This is a genomic window from Burkholderia sp. AU28863, from assembly GCF_002223195.1.
Taxonomy (GTDB): domain Bacteria; phylum Pseudomonadota; class Gammaproteobacteria; order Burkholderiales; family Burkholderiaceae; genus Burkholderia; species Burkholderia sola.
On sequence record NZ_NKFE01000005.1, the window covers coordinates 1,907,839 to 1,930,064 of the forward strand.

General features: G+C 67.6%; 24 protein-coding genes, 1 tRNA gene and 1 pseudogene. 15 read left to right on the forward strand and 11 right to left on the reverse strand.

The window, feature by feature from the left end:
* The first annotated feature begins 138 nt into the window (after positions 1-138).
* From CFB81_RS25200 to CFB81_RS25230, 8 genes are all read left to right on the forward strand, one after another.
* The gene (locus CFB81_RS25200; RefSeq protein WP_089436884.1) at positions 139-2,052 is read left to right on the forward strand and encodes a sigma-54-dependent Fis family transcriptional regulator; all 1,914 of its coding nucleotides are present in this window, start codon (positions 139-141) and stop codon (positions 2,050-2,052) included.
* An 87-nt stretch (positions 2,053-2,139) separates the two neighbouring features.
* Positions 2,140-2,442, forward strand: coding sequence for a 2Fe-2S iron-sulfur cluster-binding protein (locus CFB81_RS25205; RefSeq protein WP_050012376.1), 303 nt, complete (start codon positions 2,140-2,142; stop codon positions 2,440-2,442).
* Between the two features lie 58 nt (positions 2,443-2,500).
* Entirely contained in the window at positions 2,501-2,995 is a 495-nt protein-coding gene (locus tag CFB81_RS25210; protein WP_089437138.1) for an SRPBCC family protein, read from the forward strand.
* 93 nt (positions 2,996-3,088) lie between these two features.
* The gene (locus CFB81_RS25215) at positions 3,089-3,466 is read left to right on the forward strand and encodes a DUF2946 domain-containing protein (RefSeq protein WP_069617491.1); all 378 of its coding nucleotides are present in this window, start codon (positions 3,089-3,091) and stop codon (positions 3,464-3,466) included.
* A 285-nt stretch (positions 3,467-3,751) separates the two neighbouring features.
* Positions 3,752-4,117, forward strand: a complete 366-nt coding sequence (locus tag CFB81_RS25220; RefSeq protein ID WP_089436886.1) for a copper resistance CopC family protein — start codon at positions 3,752-3,754, stop codon at positions 4,115-4,117.
* A gap of 92 nt (positions 4,118-4,209) precedes the next feature.
* Positions 4,210-4,653, forward strand: a complete 444-nt coding sequence (locus CFB81_RS25225; RefSeq protein ID WP_089437139.1) for a copper chaperone PCu(A)C — start codon at positions 4,210-4,212, stop codon at positions 4,651-4,653.
* 32 nt (positions 4,654-4,685) lie between these two features.
* On the forward strand, positions 4,686-4,859 hold the full coding sequence (locus tag CFB81_RS36260) for a hypothetical protein (RefSeq protein ID WP_164725533.1): 174 nt from the start codon (positions 4,686-4,688) through the stop codon (positions 4,857-4,859).
* A gap of 101 nt (positions 4,860-4,960) precedes the next feature.
* Positions 4,961-5,248, forward strand: a complete 288-nt coding sequence (locus CFB81_RS25230) for a hypothetical protein (RefSeq protein WP_089436887.1) — start codon at positions 4,961-4,963, stop codon at positions 5,246-5,248.
* 12 nt (positions 5,249-5,260) lie between these two features.
* On the opposite strand, the gene CFB81_RS25235 is transcribed toward CFB81_RS25230, so the two are convergent.
* Complete coding sequence (locus CFB81_RS25235; RefSeq protein WP_089436888.1) at positions 5,261-6,574, reverse strand: leucine-rich repeat-containing protein kinase family protein; 1,314 nt, start codon at positions 6,572-6,574, stop codon at positions 5,261-5,263.
* 142 nt (positions 6,575-6,716) lie between these two features.
* Between CFB81_RS25235 and CFB81_RS25240 the strand changes: the two genes are divergently transcribed.
* Positions 6,717-6,801, forward strand: a tRNA-Leu gene (locus tag CFB81_RS25240).
* A 75-nt stretch (positions 6,802-6,876) separates the two neighbouring features.
* On the opposite strand, the gene CFB81_RS25245 is transcribed toward CFB81_RS25240, so the two are convergent.
* On the reverse strand, positions 6,877-7,749 hold the full coding sequence (locus CFB81_RS25245) for a LysR family transcriptional regulator (RefSeq protein WP_089436889.1): 873 nt from the start codon (positions 7,747-7,749) through the stop codon (positions 6,877-6,879).
* A gap of 140 nt (positions 7,750-7,889) precedes the next feature.
* Between CFB81_RS25245 and CFB81_RS25250 the strand changes: the two genes are divergently transcribed.
* Complete coding sequence (locus CFB81_RS25250; protein ID WP_089436890.1) at positions 7,890-9,131, forward strand: MFS transporter; 1,242 nt, start codon at positions 7,890-7,892, stop codon at positions 9,129-9,131.
* Positions 9,121-9,321, forward strand: a pseudogene (locus CFB81_RS25255) (salicylate biosynthesis isochorismate synthase); the annotation flags it as partial. The gene CFB81_RS25250 and the pseudogene CFB81_RS25255, both read left to right, overlap by 11 nt.
* Before the next feature lie 13 nt (positions 9,322-9,334).
* Here the strand turns inward: CFB81_RS25255 and CFB81_RS25260 are convergent.
* Positions 9,335-10,219 (reverse strand): LysR family transcriptional regulator, encoded by an 885-nt coding sequence (locus CFB81_RS25260; RefSeq protein WP_179236060.1) that lies wholly within the window; start codon positions 10,217-10,219, stop codon positions 9,335-9,337.
* 77 nt (positions 10,220-10,296) lie between these two features.
* Here CFB81_RS25260 and CFB81_RS25265 point away from each other — a divergent pair, with 77 nt between their 5' ends.
* On the forward strand, positions 10,297-11,598 hold the full coding sequence (locus CFB81_RS25265; protein ID WP_089436892.1) for an aspartate aminotransferase family protein: 1,302 nt from the start codon (positions 10,297-10,299) through the stop codon (positions 11,596-11,598).
* Between the two features lie 73 nt (positions 11,599-11,671).
* Here CFB81_RS25265 and CFB81_RS25270 read toward each other — a convergent pair whose 3' ends face one another.
* A complete protein-coding gene (locus tag CFB81_RS25270; protein ID WP_089436893.1) occupies positions 11,672-12,421 on the reverse strand; it encodes an SDR family oxidoreductase in 750 nt (249 codons plus the stop codon).
* 101 nt (positions 12,422-12,522) lie between these two features.
* Between CFB81_RS25270 and CFB81_RS25275 the strand changes: the two genes are divergently transcribed.
* The 3 genes from CFB81_RS25275 (at position 12,523) to CFB81_RS25285 (ending at position 14,823) form a co-directional block, all read left to right on the forward strand.
* The gene (locus CFB81_RS25275; protein ID WP_089436894.1) at positions 12,523-13,440 is read left to right on the forward strand and encodes an AraC family transcriptional regulator; all 918 of its coding nucleotides are present in this window, start codon (positions 12,523-12,525) and stop codon (positions 13,438-13,440) included.
* A gap of 73 nt (positions 13,441-13,513) precedes the next feature.
* Positions 13,514-14,371, forward strand: a complete 858-nt coding sequence (locus tag CFB81_RS25280; protein ID WP_089436895.1) for an AraC family transcriptional regulator — start codon at positions 13,514-13,516, stop codon at positions 14,369-14,371.
* 44 nt (positions 14,372-14,415) lie between these two features.
* Entirely contained in the window at positions 14,416-14,823 is a 408-nt protein-coding gene (locus tag CFB81_RS25285; protein WP_089436896.1) for a DUF2000 domain-containing protein, read from the forward strand.
* Positions 14,824-14,853: 30 nt separating this feature from the next.
* On the opposite strand, the gene CFB81_RS25290 is transcribed toward CFB81_RS25285, so the two are convergent.
* From CFB81_RS25290 to CFB81_RS25325, 7 genes are all read right to left on the reverse strand, one after another.
* Positions 14,854-15,204: a VOC family protein gene (locus tag CFB81_RS25290; RefSeq protein ID WP_089436897.1), complete on the reverse strand. Its 351-nt coding sequence runs from the start codon at positions 15,202-15,204 to the stop codon at positions 14,854-14,856.
* A gap of 173 nt (positions 15,205-15,377) precedes the next feature.
* Complete coding sequence (locus CFB81_RS25295) at positions 15,378-16,079, reverse strand: ABC transporter ATP-binding protein (protein ID WP_006484776.1); 702 nt, start codon at positions 16,077-16,079, stop codon at positions 15,378-15,380.
* Positions 16,079-16,852 (reverse strand): high-affinity branched-chain amino acid ABC transporter ATP-binding protein LivG, encoded by a 774-nt coding sequence (gene livG / locus CFB81_RS25300; protein ID WP_069617390.1) that lies wholly within the window; start codon positions 16,850-16,852, stop codon positions 16,079-16,081. The genes CFB81_RS25295 and livG overlap by 1 nt, the downstream gene beginning before the upstream one ends.
* On the reverse strand, positions 16,849-18,120 hold the full coding sequence (locus CFB81_RS25305; protein ID WP_069617493.1) for a high-affinity branched-chain amino acid ABC transporter permease LivM: 1,272 nt from the start codon (positions 18,118-18,120) through the stop codon (positions 16,849-16,851). The genes livG and CFB81_RS25305 overlap by 4 nt, the downstream gene beginning before the upstream one ends.
* 11 nt (positions 18,121-18,131) lie before the next feature.
* Positions 18,132-19,058, reverse strand: a complete 927-nt coding sequence (livH, locus tag CFB81_RS25310) for a high-affinity branched-chain amino acid ABC transporter permease LivH (protein ID WP_006749488.1) — start codon at positions 19,056-19,058, stop codon at positions 18,132-18,134.
* A gap of 183 nt (positions 19,059-19,241) precedes the next feature.
* On the reverse strand, positions 19,242-20,360 hold the full coding sequence (locus CFB81_RS25315) for a branched-chain amino acid ABC transporter substrate-binding protein (RefSeq protein ID WP_050012348.1): 1,119 nt from the start codon (positions 20,358-20,360) through the stop codon (positions 19,242-19,244).
* A gap of 1,538 nt (positions 20,361-21,898) precedes the next feature.
* Complete coding sequence (locus tag CFB81_RS25325; protein ID WP_089436899.1) at positions 21,899-22,120, reverse strand: hypothetical protein; 222 nt, start codon at positions 22,118-22,120, stop codon at positions 21,899-21,901.
* Between the last annotated feature and the right edge of the window lie 106 nt (positions 22,121-22,226).

Consider the following 22,226-nt stretch of genomic DNA (forward strand, 5'->3'; position numbering starts at 1 on the left):
CGCACGTGGCGCTTGTATGATGATGCGTACCCGGACGAACGGCTGTCGCGCCGAATGGTGCGCCGCGAGCGGAGACACACTCCGCCGCCGCTTCCGATCCGGTCGGCCCCGGCGGCTCCGGGGAACAGGAGACACATCATGCCGCAACCCTTCGTGCTGCCCGCCACCGCGGGGCGTACCGACCTGCTCGCGCAGGCGCATGCGCGTTCGACCGCGGTCGGCCTGCGCGCGCACGAGCGCCCCGATTTCGCGCCGCTGTCGCGCGTCGCGCTGCGCGCACTGCTCGACACGAACCACACGCTGTTCTCGCACGCCCGCCCGGTGATGGAGGATCTCCACGCGCAGATCGCCGAGACGCAAAGCCTCGTGCTGCTGACCGACGCCGACGGCGTGATCCTGCACAGCATCGGCGACGCCGACTTCATCGAGAAAGCCAACCGCGTCGCGCTGTGCAACGGCGTGTCGTGGGCCGAAGGCACACGCGGCACCAACGCGATCGGCACCGCGCTCGCATCGGGCCAGGCCGTGGTCGTGCACGGTTCCGAACACTTCCTGCGCGCGAACCACATCCTCACCTGCGCGTGCGCGCCGATCGTCGATCCGTTCGGCCGCACGCTCGGCACGCTCGACGTGAGCGGCGATCCGCGCGGCTCCAGCCCGCATACGCTCGCGCTCGTGCGGATGTCCGCGCAGCTGATCGAGAACCACCTGTTCGCGAACCAGTGCGGCGAAGCGCTGCGGCTGCGCTTTCACGCACACGAGGATTGCGTCGATTCGCTGTTCGCCGGGCTCGTCGCATTCGGCCCCGACGGCGGGCTGATCGCCGCGAACCGCAGCGCCCAATTCCAGCTCGGCGCGTCGTTCGACGCGCTGCAGCACCAGGCCAGCGACGCGTTGTTCGGCATGCGCTTCAGCCAGCTCGCGCAGCAGGCCGCGCGCACGCCGGGCGCCACGTTCCGCCTCACGCTGTCGACCGGCGTGCGCGTGCTCGCCCGCTGCGAATTCCCTGAAGCGCAGAAAACGACCGTCGCCGTCACCCCGCCGACGCCGGCCGCCCGCGTGCGGGCGCCGGACCCCGATGCGATCACGTTCGCGACGCTCGACACCGGCGACGCGCGCATGGCCGCCGTGCTCGAACGCGTCGCGAAGATTCGCGGGCGCGACCTGCCGCTGCTGATCCTCGGCCAGACCGGCACCGGCAAGGAATGGCTCGCCCGCGCGCTGCACCAGGCGTCGCCGCGCGCGGACGGCCCGTTCGTCGCGGTCAACTGCGCGGCGCTGCCCGATTCGCTGATCGAGGCCGAGCTGTTCGGCTATGAAGACGGCGCGTTCACCGGCGCGCGCAAGCGCGGCAGCCCGGGCAAGATCGCGCAGGCCGACGGCGGCACGCTGTTTCTCGACGAAATCGGCGACATGCCGCTCGCGCAGCAGGTTCGGCTGATGCGCGTGCTGCAGGAGCGCGCGGTGATGCCGCTCGGCGGCGCACGCGCGGTGCCGGTCGACGTGCGCGTGGTGTGCGCGACCCACCGCGACCTGCGCGCGATGATCGCGGACGGCACGTTCCGCGAGGATCTGTTCTACCGGATCAACGGCCTCGCAGTCACGCTGCCGGCGCTCGCCGCACGCACCGACCTGCCGGCGCTCGTCGAGCGGATCCTCGCGCGGCTCGCGCGCAGCGAGCCGATGCCGCGCCACCTCGCGGCCGACGTGCTCGACGCGTTCGCGCGCCACCGCTGGCCCGGCAACCTGCGGCAGATGACCAACGTGCTGCGCACGGCCGGCATGCTCGCCGAAGACGAAGCCGAGATCACGCTCGCGCATTTGCCCGACGATTTCTGGCTCGACTGCGACGATGCGCCCACGACGTCGGGGGCAGCCATACCGGCCACATCGCTCCCATCGGCCGGCAAACGCGAAGGCACGACGCTGCACAGCCACCAGGCCGCGATGATCGATGCGGTGCTCGCGCGGCATGGCGGCAACGTATCGGCGGCCGCGCGCGAGCTCGGCCTCGCCCGCAACACCGTGTACCGGTATCTGCGGCGGCACTGACGCCCGTGGCGTGGCTGGCGGCCTTCGGCCGCCGGCGGCTTCGGGTATGCTTGGCGCGTTGCCGCCGAACCGCCGCCCGCTTCACTCATGACCGATCCAGAACACCCGCCCGTCGTGCGCATCGAGCCGCTCGGCGCAAGCTTCGACGCACCCGATACGCTGACCGTGCTCGAAGCCGCCGCGTTCGCGCGCGTGTCGCTGCCGCGCTCGTGCCGCAACGGCACGTGCCGAAGCTGCCTTTGCCGGATCGTCAGCGGCAGCGTACGCTACACGATCGAATGGCCGGGGCTGAGCCGCGACGAAAAAGCCGACGGCTATACGCTGCCGTGCGTGGCCGTCGCGACGTCGGACCTCGTGCTCGACGTGCCCGACGCGGCCATGCTCGACTAGACATCGCGCGCGGCCGCGTGCGGTGCTCTGCAACGCTCGATCCTGCATGGAGGACATGATGGTCCAGCAAACCGATCGCATCGAAAAACAGACGCTGCTCGCCGCATCACCTGACCGCGTCTGGGCAGCCGTGAGCCAATCCGACGAATTCGGCCAATGGTTCGGCGTGTCGTTCGACGGCCCGTTCGAGGCCGGCCAGCCGCTGTTCGGCCGCATCACGCCGACCCGCGTCGACGACGACGTCGCCAAGGCGCAGGAGCCCTATGCGGGCACCGTGTTCGAAATCGTCGTCGACCGTATCGAGCCCAAACAACTGTTCTCGTTTCGCTGGCATCCGTTCGCAATCGATCCGGCTTTCGATTACGCGTCGGAGCCGATGACGCTCGTCACGTTCACGCTCGCGGCGCAGGCCGGCGGCACGCTGCTCACGGTCACCGAAACGGGTTTCGACCAGTTGATCGAAGCGCGTCGCGCGACGGCCCGCGACATGAACGACCAGGGCTGGGCCGTGCAGATGACGCTGATCGCGAAGTATCTGGCGCTGCACGCGTAGCGCGCCGCGATGCCGCACGTCGGTGCCGACCGGCGAACCGGCGTGCGTGGCATAATCGCCCGCATCGTCAGTCCACCCGCCGCCGCGCATCGCATGCTGAGTCGTCGCCTCCGGAAGATCGGCAGTCTGATCGGGATGCTCGCCATCCTGATGACGGCGCTCGCGCCGACGATCTCGCAGGCGCTGACCACGCAAGGGCGCGTCGACGCGCTGCTGGCCGGCTACTGTTCGGCCGCGCCGGCCGCCGGCGACCGCTCCGCCGATGCGTCGACGAAAAACCTGCAGGCCCATCTGCAGGCATGCGGCTACTGCAGCCTGCTTGCCCATACGCCCGCGCTGCCTGCCCCCGAACTGACGTTCGCGGCCCATGTGCACGCAATCGAGCATCGCGCGGCAACCCGCTTCGAAAGCCTGCGCCGCGCGCTGCCGCTCACGGCCGCGCAACCGCGCGCCCCGCCCTTCACGTCCTGATCGGTCGTCATTGCGCGTGATGCCGTCGTGCATCGCGTCGCCCGCGCATGCCGCCCGCGTGCGCGATCTGTCACGTTTCGAAGGACGATCATGTCTCACCCTGCTGCGCGCGGCGTCGTGCCGGGCGCGCGGTTGGCCGCTACCGGTTCGGATTGCCGTGCCTGCATTCGCCCGCATGCGAATGCCCGCCCTCGCACGTCCGCGCCGCGCGCCGCCGATATCGATGCCGCTCGCGCAGCCGTCCGCCGAATCCGTCTTTTTCCATCCGATTCGTCCCATCCAGCCATGAAAACCGCTACTTTCGTTCGCGGCGCACTCGCCGCACTCGGCTTCGTCGCCCTCCACGCCGCGCATGCGCATGCGCTCCCGAAAATGCAGGACCCGGCGCCCAACGCCACGCTGTCGAGCGCGCCGCACGCGGTCACGATCGATTTCGGCGAGGCGCTCGAGCCCGCGTTCAGCTCGATCGCCGTGACCGACAGCCAAGGGCAATCGGTCGTCGACGGGAAGACGGCCGTCGATGCCGGCAACCGGAAGCGGATGCACGTCGCGCTGGCGAGCCTGAAGCCCGGCGCCTATACCGTCGCGTGGATCGCGGTGGCCAGCGACGGCCATCGCACGCACGGCCGCTACGCATTCACGCTGAAGTAACCCATGTCACGCGCGCGATGCGCGTCGGCGCTCGATGCCGATCGCATTCGCATCGATGCCGCCGGCATCGCACCCGATAAGGAGAACAAATGATGAAACGCCCGATTCCGACCGCCCTGCTCATGGCGCTGGCGCTGCACGCGTCCGCCACCTTCGCCGCGCCTGCCATCCAGGCCGATGCGTGCTGGATCCGCACGATGCCGGCGACGGTACCGTCCTCCGGCTACTTCACGCTGAAGAACGGCGGCGACGCACCCGCGACGCTGACCGGCATCGACACGCCCGCCTACGGGATGGCGATGGTGCATGAAACGCAGACGAGCGGCAGCACCGCGAAGATGGTGCACGTCGACTCGGTCGTCGTGCCCGCGCACGGCACGCTGACGTTCAAGCCGAAGAGCTATCACGTGATGCTGGAGGAACCGCGCCAGGCCGTCGCGCCCGGCGCGAAGGTGCCGATGCGGCTGCATTTCGCGGACGGCTCGACCGTGTCCGTGACCTGCGACGCGAAGGCGCCGACCTACGCCGGCCAGTAACGCCGCCGACCTCACGACCGAAGGAGCCGCACATGAAAAACCGCCTGCCGCTGGCCGACCTGATCGTCCGCTACCGTACCCCGCTGAATGTCGCGGTACTGATCGCCTGCGGGTCATGGGCCGCGTGGATCGCGTGGATGACGCGGCCTGCCGCCATCGATACGCCGCCGTCGATTCCCGCGTACTGCATGCGCGACGCGCGCTGACGCGCCGCGACCGCACGGTTCCGGCGGTGGCGGCCCGCGCCATTATTAGCGTGTCATCATCGCTTCATCCCGACCGCCGGAACCGCCTTTCGGAGCGCCGCATGTCCGTTCAGACCTGGATGCTGTTTGCCGCAGCCTATCTCGCCACGACGCTGTCGCCGGGCCCCAACGTGCTGCTCGTGATTCGCAACACGGTGCGCTACGGCGCGCACGGCACCGTCGCGACGATCGCCTGCACGGTCGTGGTCGTTCACAGCGTCTATTCGGCCGGCGTGCGCCGCCTGCATCGCGGCGTCGGCATGAGCCGCGCGGTGCGCGCGCTCAAGCGTGCGAGCGGGCTGCTGTTCGTCGGGCTCGGCATCAAGCTGCTGACCGCGCGGCAGGCGTAAGCCGCCTCCCCGTCAGCGCATGCGCGCGGCCAGCGCGGCCGTGATCTCGTCGAACGACGGCCGCGCGTCGACGTCCTCGTTCATGCACGCCGCCGCCAGCGCATCGAGCGCGCCGGTGTGCGGTTCGCAGCGCTCGAGCAATTCGCCGAGCAGATAGCCGAACGCGCGCACTTCGAGCCGCTCGAACCTCGCGCCGCGCGTGCGCTCGTTCACGTCGTACAGCGACGCCGCGCCGAAATCGCCGAGCAACGCGCCGCCTGCGCCGTCGTGCAGGATGTTGTGTGCATACAGGTCGCCATGCATGATGCCGCGCGCATGCAGCTGGGTGGCGACCGACGCGATGCCGTGCGCGATCCGCAACGCGTGCGCCGGATCGAATTCCGCCTCGGCGGCATAGACGTCGCGCGTGCAGGACGCGAAGCTCGGCGGCCCGGCGAGGTTCGTCAGCGCGGGATCGACCTGCTCCATCACGAGGCCGTGCGTGCCGTCCGGATGGCCGCGCACCTTGCCGATCACCGGGATCAGGTGCGCGTGACGGCCGGCATGCAGGCACGCGGCCATTTCGCAATCGGGCAAGCCGTCGCTCGTCACCGCGCCCTTGAACAGCTTGACCGCGACCGTCCGCGGCGGATGGCCGTCCGCCCGCCATTGCGCGCGATAAATGACGCCCGACGCGCCCTCGCCCAGTTTCCGTTCGCATGACAGCGCGGCCCAGTCGATCTCCGCGACGTCCGGCCCGGCGGACGCCGCGGCCTCCGGCGCCGCGCCGAACGGGTTGCCGGCAACGGCGAGCCACGCGAGCCGCGGCAGTCGCAGCAGCCAGTCGGGCAACGCGTGCAGCCGGTTCGCCGACAGGCGCACCAGCTCCAGCGCGCGGCACGCGGCCATTTCCGTGGGCAGCGCCTGCAGCTGATTGCCGGCCAGCATGAGCTTCTGCAACCGCGCACAGTCGCCGATGTCGGCCGGCAGTTCGTCGATCGCGTTGTCGGTCAGGATCAGCCAGCGCAGCGCACGCGGCAGCGCGCCGCGCGGCACGGTGCGGATCCGGTTCGCCTTGAAGCCGATCATGTCGAGTCGCTCGCACGCGCCGAGCACGTCGGGGAACGCGGTGAAGCGGTTGCCCGACGCGAACAGGATGCGCAGGCGATGCAGCCGCGGCAGGTCGTCCGGCAGCGCGGACAGCGCGTTGCCGGTCAGGTCGAGCACTTCGAGCGTGTCGGCCAGATCGAAGATCTCGCGCGGGAATTCGGTCAGTCCGCACGCGAGCTTCAGTTGCCGCGCGCCCGACAGTTGGCCGGCCTGCAGGTGTTCGAGGGTGTGGGTCACGGGGAGAAAACGGGTGGCGGTTGCGGTGATCGTCAGGTCGATCGGACGAATTCTACCGGGATCGATCGCGTGCCCCTACACGACCTTGTCATGCCCCCTTCACAAACGCGCGATGTGACGTTAGAATTGCGCCCCTTGCAGTGCCGACGTGGTGAAATTGGTAGACACGCTATCTTGAGGGGGTAGTGGCGAAAGCTGTGCGAGTTCGAGTCTCGCCGTCGGCACCAGATGCGTTTTCCGCGCATTCCAGCATGATCCGAAACCCGCGACAGCACATGGCTTCGCGGGTTTTTTGTTGTCTGCTATGCAAGCAGCAGAAAATTCCGCACCACCGCGGACGGCTCGTCGCAGCGCGACGCAATGGCCAGCCTCGCGCGAAACCGGTTGCCCGCGAACGGCCGGTACACGACCCCGGGAACCTGCACCTGCGTAATCGCCTTCGGCACGACCGACACGCCGAGCCCGGCCGCCACCAGCGTCACCGCGGACGCGATCTGCGGCGCCGGTTGACCCATGCGCGGCTCGAACCCGGCAGCCTTGCACGCGGCGACGATCTCGTCGAACAGCGCGGCGCCGGCCGCGCGCGGCACCTGCACGAACGACTCGTCCGCGAGTTCCGCCAGTTCGATGCGCCGACGCTGCGCCAGCCGGTGCGCGACGGGCAGCGCGACGAACATCGGCTCCTCGTCCCAATCGGATACCTGCAGCGTCGCGGCCACGCGGCGCTCGGGCCGCACGATCGCGACGTCGAGGCGCCCGGCCTCCAGCGCCTCCAGCAGCACGCCCGACGTCGCTTCCTGCAACGTCAGCTCCGCATCCGGAAACGCCTCGCGAAAGCGGCGAATCAGATCCGACACTTTCGGATTGAACGCCGCCGTCCCGGTGAAGCCGACCCGCAAATGGCCGGTTTCCCCGCGCGCGGCGCGTCTCGCCGCGCGTGCCGCGCGCTCGGCATCGTCGAGCACGCGTCGCGCTTCTTCCGCGAAGACTTCGCCCGCCAGCGTCAGCTCGGCGCCGCGCGCGGTCCGTTTGAACAGCTCCACGCCGAGCTCGTTCTCCAGCGCCTTGATCTGCTGGCTCAACGGCGGCTGGCCGATGCCGAGCGTTTCGGCGGCCTTCGTGAAATTCGACGCGGCCGCGACGGCCAGAAAGTAGCGGAGATGCCGGAGTTCCATGCGTGACGTGACCTCGCGGTGAGTCGGGGCTGGCCTGCCAGCCAGTGTTAAAACATATTGCTGCGGTTCATTTCATATATTGGACATATACATGACCGTGCGCAAGAATTCGTGTATTCCGTCGCACATCGAGTGCCTTCATGTCCCCCGCTTCGATTTCCCGATCCATGCCCGGTACGCAACCCTCCGCGCCCGATGCGCTGCCGGCCGGCGTGTCCCCGCGCTCGGCCGCGTACAAGCGCATCGCGTTCGCGCTGTTCCTCGCCGGCTTTGCCACTTTCTCGCTGCTGTATTGCGTGCAGCCGCTGCTTCCCGCGTTCGCCCGCGAATTCAACGTCGGTGCGGCGTCGAGTTCGCTGTCGCTATCGCTGTCGACCGGGATGCTCGCGGTGTCGATCCTGTGCGCCGGCGCGCTGTCCGAACGGGTCGGGCGGCGCGGGCTGATGTTCGCGTCGATGACGCTGGCCGCGCTGTTCAATCTGCTTGCCGCGCTGTCGCCGAACTGGCACCTGCTGCTCGTCTGTCGTGCGCTCGAAGGCTTCGCGCTTGGGGGCGTGCCGGCGGTGGCGATGGCCTATCTCGCGGAAGAAATCGCCGCCGACGGGCTCGGCTTCTCGATGGGGCTCTACGTCGGCGGAACCGCGTTCGGCGGCATGATCGGACGGATCGGGATGAGCACGCTCGAGGAGCACTTTTCGTGGCGAACGGCGATGCTGTCGATCGGTGTCGTCGATCTGCTCGCGGCGCTCGCATTTGTGATGCTGCTGCCGGCGTCGCGACGCTTCGTGAAGCGCACCGACCTGACGCTGCGTCACCACCTGCGGCTGTGGCACGCGCAACTGCGTCACGCGCGCCTGCCGTTCGTGTTCGCGATCGGCTTCCTCGTGATGGGCGCGTTCGTGACGATCTACAACTACGCCGGGTTCCGGCTCATGGCGGCGCCGTTCAACCTGAGCCCGACCGCCTGCGGGCTGATCTTCGGCGCGTATCTGTTCGGGATGGTGTCGTCATCGAGCGCCGGCGCGCTCGCCGATCGTCTCGGGCGGGCGCCGGTCCTCGTCAGCGGCATCGTCGTGTTCGCGGCGGGCCTCGCGCTGACGCTGTCGCACTCGCTCGTCGCGATCGTCGTCGGCATCGTGCTCGTGACGATCGGCTTCTTCGTCGCGCACTCGGTCGCGAGCGGCTGGGTCGGCGCGCTCGCGGGCGCCGCGAAGGGGCATGCGGCTTCGCTGTATCTGCTCGCCTACTACGTCGGGTCGAGCGTGCTCGGCTCGGTCGGCGGCGCGTTCTGGCAGCGCGGCGCGTGGACGAGCGTCGCCGCGTATGTCGCGGTGCTGCTCGTCGTTGCATGGATGGCCGCGCGGCGGTTGAGCCGTGCGTGATGCGGCGCCCGCCGACGGCGCGCGCCGGCTGTTCGCGGGCTGCGGCATCGTCGCCGAATCCGAGCCGGTCAACGCATTTCAGGAAACCGAACTGAAGCTGTCGAGCATGCAGGCGACGATCCGCGTGCGCGATGCGGCCGCGCAGACGCGTGGCCGCACACAGGTGTCGGCTTCGTCGATGGTCGACTGATCCGCGTCGACCGTCAAAGCAACGGCAGCGTTTGCCGGATATGGTCGGCGAATGCGGCCGTCAGGTGCGACGGCCGCTTCCGGTCGAACCGCAGCGTAATGCCCACGGCCGGCAACGGCGGCAAATGCGGATCGCCGTTGACGATCGCGACGTCGGCCGGCACGGCCGTCTGCGTCATCACCGCGAACGCCTGTCCCGAACGCACCAGCGCGATCAGCCCGGCGAGACTGCTGCTCGCATATGCGACGCGATAGTCGCGGCCGGCGCGGTTCAACGCGTCGCACGCTGCAACGTGATCGAGCGTATCGCGGTCGGACAGCGCAAGCGGCAGCGGATCGAAATGCGCGGGCTCGAGCCCCGGATAGCCGATCCAGACCAGTTGCTCGCGACGAATGATGTCGCCGGTCGCACCGTCGTCCGGCACGGAAATCATCGCCAGGTCGACCGCGCGCTTCTCCAGGTGTTCGACGAGCCGCGGCGTCGGCCCGCAGACGACTTCGACGATCGCCTGCGGATGCTGGCTCGAAAACTGCCGCAGCAGCGACGGCAGCCACACTTGCGCGTAATCGTCCGGACACCCGAACCGGATCGTCCCCGACAGCCCCGTGCCGCACAGATCGGCCATCGCCTCGTCGTGCAGCCGCAGGATGCGCTGCGCATGCACGAGCAGCCGCTCGCCCGGATGCGTGAGCACCACGCCACGGCCGGTGCGCTGGAACAGCGGCTGGTCGACGGCCTCCTCGAGCCGCTTCATCTGCTGGCTGAGCGCGGATTGCGTGCGGCCGACGCGCACGGCCGCGCGGCTCAGCGCGCGCACCTCGGCGATCACGACGAACGAGCGCAGCAGGTCGATTTCGAGCGAAAGCGCCAAGGTATTAGCCTCTTTTCTAGCTTGCATTAGAACTATTCGTTTCCATCAAACCAGACGCGCGCCTAGACTGCAAGCGATCCCTGCCCTTTTGCCCGGAGACGCCCATGTCCCTGAACGACGACGCAACCTTCTGGCGCCATGCCAGGCAGCATCTGGTCCGCTACGGCGGCACGTTCGAGCCGATGATCGTCGAGCGCGCGAAAGGCAGCTTCGTCTACGACGCCGACGGCCGCGCGATCCTCGATTTCACGTCGGGCCAGATGAGCGCGGTGCTCGGCCACAGCCATCCCGAGATCGTGTCCGTGATCGGCGAATACGCGGGCAAGCTCGATCACCTGTTCAGCGGGATGCTGTCGCGGCCGGTCGTCGATCTCGCGACGCGCCTCGCCGACATCACGCCCGCCGGGCTCGACCGCGCGCTGCTGCTCAGCACCGGCGCGGAATCGAACGAGGCGGCGATCCGGATGGCGAAGCTCGTCACCGGCAAGTACGAGATCGTCGGTTTCGCTCAGTCGTGGCACGGGATGACGGGCGCCGCCGCGTCGGCCACGTACAGCGCCGGCCGCAAGGGCGTCGGACCGGCGTCGGTCGGCTCGTTCGCGATTCCGGCGCCGTTCGCGTACCGGCCGCGCTTCGAGCGCAACGGCGCGTACGACCCGCTCGCCGAACTCGACTACGCGTTCGACCTGATCGACCGCCAGTCGAGCGGCAACCTCGCCGCGTTCATCGCGGAGCCGATTCTCAGTTCGGGCGGGATCATCGAGTTGCCGGAAGGCTATATGGCCGCGCTCAAGCGCAAGTGCGAGGCGCGCGGGATGCTGCTGATCCTCGACGAAGCGCAGACGGGCGTCGGCCGCACCGGCACGATGTTCGCGTGCCAGCGCGACGGCGTGACGCCCGACATCCTGACGCTGTCGAAAACGCTCGGCGCGGGGCTGCCGCTCGCGGCGATGGTCACGTCCGCGGCCATCGAGGAACGCGCGCACGAGCTCGGCTACCTGTTCTACACGACGCACGTGTCCGACCCGCTGCCGGCCGCCGTCGGCCTGCGCGTGCTCGACGTCGTGCAGCGCGACGGCCTCGTCGCGCGCGCGAACACGGTCGGCGAGCGGCTGCGGCGCGGGCTGCTCGACCTGATGGAGCGCTTCGACTGCATCGGCGACGTGCGCGGGCGCGGACTGCTGCTCGGCGTCGAGATCGTCAAGGATCGCCGGACCAAGGAGCCGGCGGACGGGCTCGGCGCGAAGATCACGCGCGAATGCATGAAGCTCGGGCTCAGCATGAACATCGTGCAGTTGCCCGGCATGGGCGGCGTGTTCCGGATCGCGCCGCCGCTGACCGTCAGCGAAGACGAGATCGACCTCGGCCTGTCGCTGCTGGAGCAGGCGATCACGCGCGCGCTTTAACGTAACGCTGTTTTCGACCTCACGCGATCCGCCGCACCGGTTCAATCGATCGGTGCGACGGATGCCGTTTGGTTCAGCCCGCTTCCGCCGCCCACGCTAGCGCATCGGCGCCGGCCGGCATCCGCATCGGGCTCGACGGATCGGTCGCCGCGCGCCACACGGCCTCGGCGACGTCCTGCGCATGGGTAATCGGCCCTGATGCATCGAGCATCCGCGCGACGGCCTTGCCGACGAAGTCCGCATACGCTTCGTGCTCGAAGCCGTGCATGTTGCCCCGTGCGTTGTCCGCGAAACGCGTATCGGGCGCGCGGCCCGGCAGCACGAGATGCGCGCGCACGCCGAAGGGCTCGAGTTCGATCGCCATCGATTCGGTGAACGCGTTCACCGCCGCCTTGCTCGCCCGGTACGCACCGACCAGCGGCAGCGCCTTCAGCGTAACGCTCGACGTGACGTTCACGACCACGCCGGCGCCGCGCGCGCGAAACTGCGGCAGCACGGCCTGCGTCACCGCGATCGTCCCGATCGTGTTGGTGTCGAACAGCGCGCGCACCGTGTCGAGCGGCGTGAGTTCGGCCGGCGCGGCCGCGCCGAAGCCCGCGTTGTTGACGAGCACGTCGATCGGGCCGGCGGCGTCGACGGCGGCGCGGATGCTGTCCGCGTTCGTCACGTCGAGCGGCAGCACGCGCAGGTGCTCCGACGGCGGCAGCACGTCGTCGCTCGGCGTACGCATCGTCGCGACGACCTGCCAGTCGCGCGCCAGAAAATAGCGGGCGATTTCGAGGCCGAAGCCGGAAGAACAGCCGGTAATCAGTACGGTCTTCATGCGAACTCCTAGGGTGTGTTGAGCATGTGTCCGTACGATAGAGGGCCGGCGCCGTATTCGCTACAATCTAAAATCCGCTTTTCTTTTGCGAGAGTCCGGCGATGATCGACCCGCTGACCGAAGTCGTGACGCTGCTGCAACCGGGCGCGCGGTACGCGAAGTACGTGCGCGGCGCGAGCCCGTGGGCGATCAACCGCACGGTCGCCGGCGAGCCGTTCTATTGCGCGGTCCTCGACGGCGGCTGCCGGATCGCGATCGACGGGCACGCGCCGATCGAGCTGCTGGCCGGCGATTTCATGCTGATTCCGGCCGCCTACGGCGTCGCGATGTCGAGCCTCCAACCGCCACCGCCGGGCATCGACACCGCGCCACCCGTCATGGTCGCCCCCGGCGAATACCGGATCGGCGATCCCGCGAACCCGGTCGACACGCGAATGATGGCCGGCAACTGCAGCTTCGGTTCGCCCGATGCATCGCTGCTGGTGTCGCTGCTGCCGCGCTTCGTGCACGTACGCGACGAGCCGCGGCTGACCACGCTCGTGCAACTGGTGGGCGACGAATCGCGCGCGCAGCGGCCTGCCCGCGAAATCGTGCTGGCGCGCCTGCTGGAAGTGCTGCTGATCGAGGCGATGCGCTTCACGACCGGCACGCACGCGTCGCCCGGCCTCGTGCGCGGGCTCGCCGACAGCCGGCTCGCGGCGGCGCTGCGGCGCATGCACGAACGCCCCGCGCACCCGTGGACGATCGTCGAGCTCGCGAAGGAAGCCGCGCTGTCGCGCTCGACGTTCTTCGAGCGCTTCAGCCGCGCGGTCGGCGTCGCGCCGATGGAATACCTGCTCACGTGGCGCATGGCGCTCGCGAAGGATCTGCTCCGCCGCAACGAAGGCCGCATCGCCGAAATCGCGGCGCGCGTCGGCTACAGTTCGGCGAGCACCTTCAGCGTCGCGTTCGCGCGGCACGTCGGCCGGCCGCCCGCGCAATACGCGCGCGACGAACAGGCGACGGTGAGCGAAGCATGAACCGCGCTCGCCTGCCCCGTTCCGCCACCTGCAACCCCGTTCCGTCACGCAACGACGACGTACGAGGCGCCCGATGACGACAGACCCCAAGGCCGTCGGCGCGGCCGACCACTGGCTCGTCGCGCGCCGCGACGCGGAAACCGGCATCGAAAGCCTGCACGCGCATTTCAACGGCCACGCGTACGATGCGCACGACCACGACGACATGCTCGTCGGCTTCACCGAACAGGGCGTGCAGCGCTTCCAGTGTCACCGCTCGCTGCATACGAGCGTGCCGGGCCGCGCGATCCTGATCGAGCCGGGCGCGATGCACGACGGCCACGCGCCCGAAGCCGGCGGCTTCACGTACGGGATGCTGTACCTGCCGCAAGCGTGGGTCGAGCGCGCCGCGCGCCGGCTCGACCTGCCGGGCCTGGGCAGCGTCGAAGCCACGTTCGGCCATACGCTCGTCGACGATCGCGGCCTCGTCGACGCGATCCGGAACGCATTCTTCGCGATCCACGACAACGAAGGCCGGCTCGCGCGCGACCAGACGCTCGATCGCCTGCTGATGCGGCTCGGCAGCCAGCTGGGCGGCCCGCCCCCGCTGGAAAGCGGCGTCGTGCCGCCCGCGATCGTACGCGTGCGCGATCTGCTGCACGAACACATGGACGGCAACATCGGCCTCGACGAACTCGCGAGCGTCGCCGGCATCGACCGGTTCCGGCTGACGCGGATGTTCCAGCGCGCGTTCGGCACGTCGCCGCACGCGTACCTCGTGCGCTTGCGGCTGCGCGCCGCACGAAAGCTGCTGGCGGCCGGCCGCACGCCCGCGCAGGCGGCTGCCGACGTCGGCTTCGCCGACCAGAGCCACCTCGGCCGCTGGTTCCGACGCGCGTACCGGATCACGCCGGCCGCGTACCGGCAACTCTGCACAAACGTTCCAGACTGATCACGCACGACGTCCGATCATGGGCGCTCCAACCAGGAGCAAGCATGTTCGATACCAAAGTAGCGCTGATCGTGCGCGACGATCTCGCCGCGTGGCAAAAACTCAACGTGGTCGCGTTTCTCGCGACGGGCGTCGCGGCCGGTGCGCCCGACGCACTCGGCGAGCCTTACGAGGATGCGGCCGGGCGCCGCTACGGCCGGATGCTCGGCCAGCCGATGCTGGTGTTCGCGGCCGACCTGAACGGATTGCAGGCCGCGCACCGGCAGGCGCTGTCGCGCGAGCTGACGATCGTGCCCTACGTGCGCGCAATGTTCTCGACCGGGCACGATGCGGCCAACCGCGAAGCGTTTCGCGCCGAGGATGCGGACAATCCCGATCTGGTCGGCCTCGCGTTGCACGGGCCGAAGAAGGCCGTCGACAAGGCGGTGAAGGGGCTGGCGTTGCATGCGTAAATGCGTCGTGCAACGCCGCCGTTTCGGCAATCAGCGGTGAACGAGCACGTTCACGAGCTTACCGAATGGATCGCGTACGAAAAAGCGCCGCACGCCCCACGGCTCGTCGGCCGGGCCGTATTCGACGGGGATGCGCGCTGCCTGAATGCGCGCGAGCGCTTCGTCGAGATCGTCGACCTCGATCGACAGGTCGGGCGTCGGCGTGCCCGACCCGCCGTGCGACGCGAAGCTGATCTGCACGTCCATCCGTTCGGCATTGCCGTAGGTCGCGATCCAGCCGTGATCCATCAGCAGGTCGAGACCGAAGATGTGCTGATAGAAGCGCTTTGCGTCGTCGATGGAACGTGTGTCGATGTTGGCGACGATTCGTTTGACTTTCATCGCTTGTCTCCGCGAAGCAAGGATGTAGCCGATTTGACTACGATCGAAGCCGAATCGGCTACGGATTTTCCGCATAAACGGGCATGGCGCCTGCCGTACCGAACGAATACCGATGCATCCGGAAACGATGCAAAAAACCGCCGGCCCGTTGCAGGCCGGTGGCGTCCCGTCGATCACCCGCCCAGATACGCCTGCTTGATCCGGTCGTTCGCCAGCAGGTTCGCGCCCGTGTCGGCCAGCACCACGCGCCCCGTTTCGAGCACGTAGCCGCGATCGGCCACGCCGAGCGCCTTGTTCGCGTTCTGTTCGACCAGAAACACCGTGACGCCTTCGTCGCGAATCGTCCGGATGATGTCGAAGATCTGCGCGATCACGAGCGGCGCGAGGCCGAGCGTCGGTTCGTCGAGCAGCAGCAAACGCGGCTTGCTCATCAGCGCACGGCCGATCGCGAGCATCTGCTGCTCGCCGCCCGACATCGTGCCGGCCCGCTGCGCCGCGCGCTCCTTCAACCGCGGAAACAGCTTGAACACGTGCTCGATGCCGTCGTCGATCTCGTGACGGCTCGCGAAGAAGCCGCCCATCTTCAGGTTCTCGAGCACCGTCAGGCTCGGGAACACGCGCCGCCCTTCCGGCGAAATCGCCATCCCCTGCCGCATGATCTGGTGCGTCGACATCGCGGTGATGTCATTGCCCTCGAACAGCACGCGGCCCGACGATGCGCGCGGCGTGCCGCATACCGTCATCATCAGCGTCGTCTTGCCGGCGCCGTTGCTGCCGATCAGCGTGACGATCTCGCCCTTGTTCACCTCGATCGACACGCCCGCGAGCGCTTCGACCGCGCCGTAGTGCGTATGGACCTGTTCCAGCTTCAGCATCACTCTTCCCCCAGATACGCCTTGATCACGCGCGGGTCGTTGCGGACCGCCTCCGGCGTGCCGATCACGATCGGCCGGCCGTGCTCCATCACGAGGATGCGGTCGGACACGCCCATCACGAGGCTCATGTCGTGTTCGATCAGCAGCACCGATACGCCGAATTCACGGCGCAGCTTGTCGATCAGGTGCTGCAGCTCGATCTTTTCCTGCGGGTTGAGGCCAGCCGCCGGCTCGTCGAGCATCAAGAGGCGCGGCTCGGTGATCATGCAGCGCGCGATCTCCAGACGCCGCTGGTGCCCGTACGACAGCGTGCCGGCCGGCCGGTTGGCGACGGACGTCAGTCCCATCCGGTCGAGCCACACGGCCGCGCGTTCGAGCGCTTCCTTCTCCGCGTGACGATACGCGGGCGTCGCGAACAGGCCGTGCAGCAGGCCGGCCTTCACCTTGCGATGCTGCGCGACCAGGAGGTTCTCGACGACGGTCAGCGACTTGAACAGGCGGATGTTCTGGAACGTCCGCACGAGGCCCTTCAATGCGATCTGGTGGCTCGGCAGGCCCGCGATCGCATGGCCGTCGAGCACGACGTCGCCGCCGGTCGGCTTGTAGAAGCCGCCGACGCAGTTGAACACCGTGGTCTTGCCCGCGCCGTTCGGCCCGATGATCGCGAACACCTCGTCGCGGCGCACATCGAAATCGATCCCGTCCACCGCGAGCAACCCGCCGAAGCGCATCTGCAGCCCGGCGACCTTCAACAGTTCTGCATTCGCGCTCATTGCGGCAGCTCCACGTGGGGACGGCTCGCGGGCAGCAGGCCCTGCGGACGCCACATCATCATCAACACCATCACCAGACCGAAGATCAGCATCCGGTACTCGGCGAAGCCGCGCGCGACTTCCGGCAGCACGGTCAGCAGGATCGCCGCGAGAATCACGCCGAGCTGCGACCCCATCCCGCCGAGCACGACGATTGCGAGGATCAGCGCCGATTCGATGAAGGTGAACGATTCGGGATTCACGAGGCCCTGACGCGCGGCGAAGAACGCGCCGCCGATCCCCGCGAACGCCGCGCCGAGCGTGAACGCCGACAGCTTGATGCGCGTCGGGTTCAGGCCCAGCGAACGACATGCGATCTCGTCGTCGCGCAGTGCTTCCCACGCACGGCCCATCGGCATGCGGATCAGGCGGCTCGTCACGAACAGCGTGAAGCCCACCAGCACCAGCGCGATCAGGTACAGGAAGATCACCATGTGCTCGCCGCTGTATTCCAGCCCGATCAGTTCGTGGAAGGTCTTCGCGCCTTCGACGCTCGCCGAGCGCGCCATCTCGAAGCCGAACACCGTCGGTTTCGGAATGCTCGAGATGCCGTCCGGGCCGCCGGTGAGGCTCGTCAGGTTGTTCGCGAGCAGACGGATGATTTCGCCGAAGCCGAGCGTGACGATCGCGAGATAGTCGCCGCGCAGGCGCAGCACCGGGAAGCCGAGCAGGAAGCCGAACGTCGCCGCGGCGATCGCCGCGATCGGCAGGCATTCCCAGAACGACAGCCCGAAATACTGGTTCAGCATCGCGTACGTATAGCCGCCGACCGCATAGAAGCCGACATAGCCGAGGTCCAGCAGCCCCGCGAAACCGACCACGATGTTCAGCCCGAGGCCGAGGATCACGTAGATCAGCGCGAGCGTCGCGACGTCCACCGCGCCGCGCGAGCCGAAGAACGGCCACACGAGGCCGACGGCGAGCAGCACCCAGATGATCACGCGCTGCTGCTGCGCGCCCATCGCGGGCATCGCCGGCAGCTTCACCGCCGATTTCGCGCGCACGAGCCACGGCTTGAACAACTGGAACAGGAACACGGCCGCCACCGCGATCCATACCGGGCGCCAGTGCGGCGTCAGCACCACCTGATAGCCTTCGAGCTTCAACTGCAGCCCGAGCACCGGAATCGTGAGGATCGCCGTCAGGATCGCGGCGGCCACCGCATTCTTCAGCGCCTGGCCGACCGACGCGTCGGCGGCCGGGCGGCGAACGGAAATGACTTGACTCATCTGCGTCTCCGTCAAACCTTTTCGATGTCCGACTTGCCGAGCAGGCCAGTCGGGCGGAAGAGCAGGATCAGCACGAGCAGGCCGAACGCGACCACGTCCTTGTACTCGGCCGGCATGTAGCCTGCGGCGAAGGTTTCGGCGAGGCCCAGCAGCACGCCGCCGAGCATCGCGCCCGGGATGCTGCCGATCCCGCCGAGCACTGCGGCGGTGAACGCCTTGATGCCCGCGACGAAGCCGATATACGGATTCAGCTTGCCGATCGTCAGCCCGATCAGCACGCCGCCGACGGCCGCGAGCATCGCGCCGAGCACGAACGTGAACGAGATCACGCGGTTCGTGTCGATGCCGAGCAGGTTCGCCATCTTCATGTCCTCGGCGCACGCGCGGCACGCCCGGCCCATCCGCGAATGCGAGATGAACAGCGTGAGCGCGATCATCAGCACCAGCGTCACGCAGACGATCAGCAGGCGCGCATAAGGAATCGTCACGTCGAAGTCGCCGCCCAGATGGATCTCGAACGCGCCGGAGATCAGCACGGGCACCGACACGTCGCGCGCGCCCTGGCCGATCTGCACGTAGTTCTGCAGGAAGATCGACATGCCGATCGCGGAGATCAGCGGCACGAGACGCGGGCCGCCGCGCAGCGGGCGATACGCGACGCGCTCGACCGCGAAGCCGTACAGGCCGGTGACGATCACCGACACGATCAGCGCGGCGCCGAGCACGAGCGGCAGCGGATAGCCGGCGGAGATGCCGATCGCCGTGAGGGTCACGAGGCCCACGTACGCGCCGATCATGTAGATCTCGCCGTGGGCGAAGTTGATCATGCCGATGATGCCGTAGACCATCGAGTAGCCGATGGCGATCAACGCATAGATCGCACCCAGCGTCAGGCCGTTGACCAGCTGCTGGGCGAATTGGGGAAAGAAGTCAGTCATGTGCGGGAAGCTCCCGTTGGCGCTGGGTCGCATGCCGTCGCCGGATCACGGCGATCGGCCGCGCGCAACGCACGGTGTCGTCTCGGGCCGCCCTTTGGCGCGCACGGGTCAGAGGCGCGACCAATACGCACCCGCCCCGTCCGGGTTTCGGACGGGGCGGGTGCGCGGGCGGATACTCCGTTGTTACTTGGCGGCGGTCTTCGTCGCGTCCTTGTGCCACGTGTAGACGACGAACTTGAACGCCTTCAGGTCGCCCTGTGCGTCATACGCGACCTTGCCGATCGGCGTGTCGAACGTCGTCTTGTGCATGTACGCGGCGACCTTCGTCGGGTCGGTCGTCTTCGCGCCCGCGATCGAGTCGGCGATGATCTTCACCGCTGCGTACGCCGGCATCTGGAACGGGCCGTTCGCGTCGCGCTTCTTGTCCGCGAACGCCTTCACGAGCGCCGCGTTGGCCGGGTCGGCCGAGAAGTCGGCCGGCAGCGTCACGAGCATGCCTTCCGAAGCCGGGCCGGCGATCGCCGTCACGTCCTTGTTGCCCACGCCTTCAGGCCCCATGAACGTCGCCTTCACGCCCTGCTCGCGCGCCTGGCGCATCAGCAGGCCCATTTCCGGGTGGTAGCCGCCGAAGTAGACGAAATCGACGCCTTGCGACTTCAGCTTCGTGATGATCGCCGAGTAGTCCGAATCGCCGGCGTTGACGCCTTCGAACAGCACGACCGGGATCTTCGCGGCTTCCAGGTCCTTCTTCACCGACGACGCGATGCCCTGGCCGTACGACTGCTTGTCGTGCAGGACCGCTACCTTCTTCGGCTTCACGTTGTTGATGATGTAGTGCGCGGCGGCCGGGCCTTGCTGGTCGTCGCGGCCGATCGTGCGGAAGATGAAGTGACGCTTCTTGCCTTCCGTCAGCTGCGGCGCGGTGGCCGACGGCGTGACCATCACGATGCCTTCGTTCTCGTAGATGTCGGACGCGGGAATCGTCGAACCCGAGCACACGTGGCCGATCACGTACTTGATCTTCTGGCTGACGATCTTGTTGGCGACGGCGACGGCCTGCTTCGGTTCGCACGCGTCGTCCATCAGCACGACTTCGAACTTGTTGCCGCCCGCACCGCCTGCCGCGTTGATCTGTTCGATCGCGGTCAGCGCGCCAGCCTTCACCATGTCGCCGTATTGGGCGACCGAGCCGCTCATCGGACCGGCGATGGCGATCTTCACGGTTTCCGCTTGCGCGGCGGCGGCGCCGGCGGCGAACAGCACGGCGGCGACGGAAATGGACGTAAGACGGGACAGCGTCATCTGGGAGCTCCTCGATGTTGTTTAGTCATACGGGCAAAGGCGGCATGACTTGCGCAATCGAACAGCACCCGGGGCGAGGACATGGGACACGCCCGAGACACATAGAAGACGGAACTCCAGCGGAATATTGCGTAGCGGGGCCCGGCTCTTGCAGTCCCCGAAGGGGACGTCTGGTTCGGAAAGACATCGTGATGCGTCTTGCATTGCGCAAGCGTTTCGCCTGCCCCGCTTGCCAAATCGCTCGTTCGGAGGGATGGTCCGACAGCTGTTGGCAAGGCAGCCGAAATTATATGGGCGTTTTTCAATCGTCTGTCAAAAATGCCTGTCGACTGAGGGAAAACACGTACGTTTTTGAGATGGGTGGGTGGCGATGGGGGCGCAACCTGTGGGAGGCTGGGGCGGTTGATTTGGGTGCAATCGGGTTGCTATTCGGTAGGGGGATCGGGGTGGGTTCCTTTCTGGACTTGGTGTTTGGCGATGGGTGGTTCTCGGCTTCGCATTTTTCGGGCTACACAGGGCCCGGTCGTCGGAAATCAATCGACTGATGATTGCGGTAGCACGCACCAGGGACGGGGCGCTCGGGGAGGCGGTAAATCTTTCTGTTTATCGAAGATTTCTAAACACATTGAAAGCTTTTTGATATTTCCATGAAATAATACGAATTCGCTTCTGCAATCCAGCCAGCCTCCCCCTGCAAGTCGCGTTCGCCGCGCCTCGCAGTCGCTTCAGGGCCGCTTCGACGCCCCGTCGTCGCCCAGCCGCCAGCCAGTGATCTGCCGTTTTGTTCAATGCACATCACCTGCTTCGGATCGCCCATCCATGAATTGCCCTATCCGCCTGTCTTCCGCCGCCGCGATCGCGTGCGCGCTTTCTGTTTCTGCCTCCCATGCTTCGGGACGCGATACGCTGACCGATCGGTCAGTCGGTACCAATGTGTTTCGCTCAGAGCGGCGTGCGGCTGCTCGGGATGATGGACATGCGGCGCGAATGAGCCGTCGACGGGTGCAGTTCGCTACGCCTGCCGAACGTAGCCCGTTCGATACGCCGGATACGCGGCCGGTGCGGGTGACAAGCGATGCGCTCGTGGCAGCGCCGCCTTCTTTTAAACACGAACCCGATTTTGTCTCGGCTCCGAACCGCGTCGCGCTTGGCGCGGGCGGGAGCGATAGTTTGGGTCGCGCAGTGCCCGGATATGAGCAGCGCGAGCAGAACTGGAATGAATACCTGCGCGCGAACGGTGCCCGGCCGGCTGGGAGTGGCGGCTCGTATGCGCCCCAGCGGCCGTACGATGCGCCGCGCGGTCCGCACGGGGCGCCGAATCCATTCGATCCGTCGGTACCGCAGCCGGAGACGCGGACGTTCTATGACAACGGATCGGGGACGAAGTGCACGGCTACCGGCGGCGCGGGGACGTCGCGGTCGTCTTGCGATATCGCTTGGTGATGCGCGCTTTGGGCGGCTGCCGCTTGCGGCTGCTCTACCCTGTCCGGCGCGCTGCGCGACGTCGCGCAGCGCGGCCGCATCCCGCGGCGTTGCGCTTACAGCTGCGTAATGATCAGCCTCCCCGGCTCAATATCGATCCGCGCCCTGCGGCCCGGAACAAAACACGCATCGTTGATCAGCCACATTCCACCAATCTTCATGTACGGATAAAACGTCTCCGGCCTCGGATCCATGGTCTTCGGGGTACCCCACATCTCCTGGATCGTGACGAAACGTTCCGTCTTCGGTGGTCGTGCTTTATGATTCGGCTTAGCCATGGGCAACTCCTGTCTAGTTGGCTGTGGTTAGCGGGTCGTGAGTGTTGGTAGCACTTGCGGCCCGCGCTCGTTTACCGCGGCGTTTTTATGGTTCGGATTCCTCCTT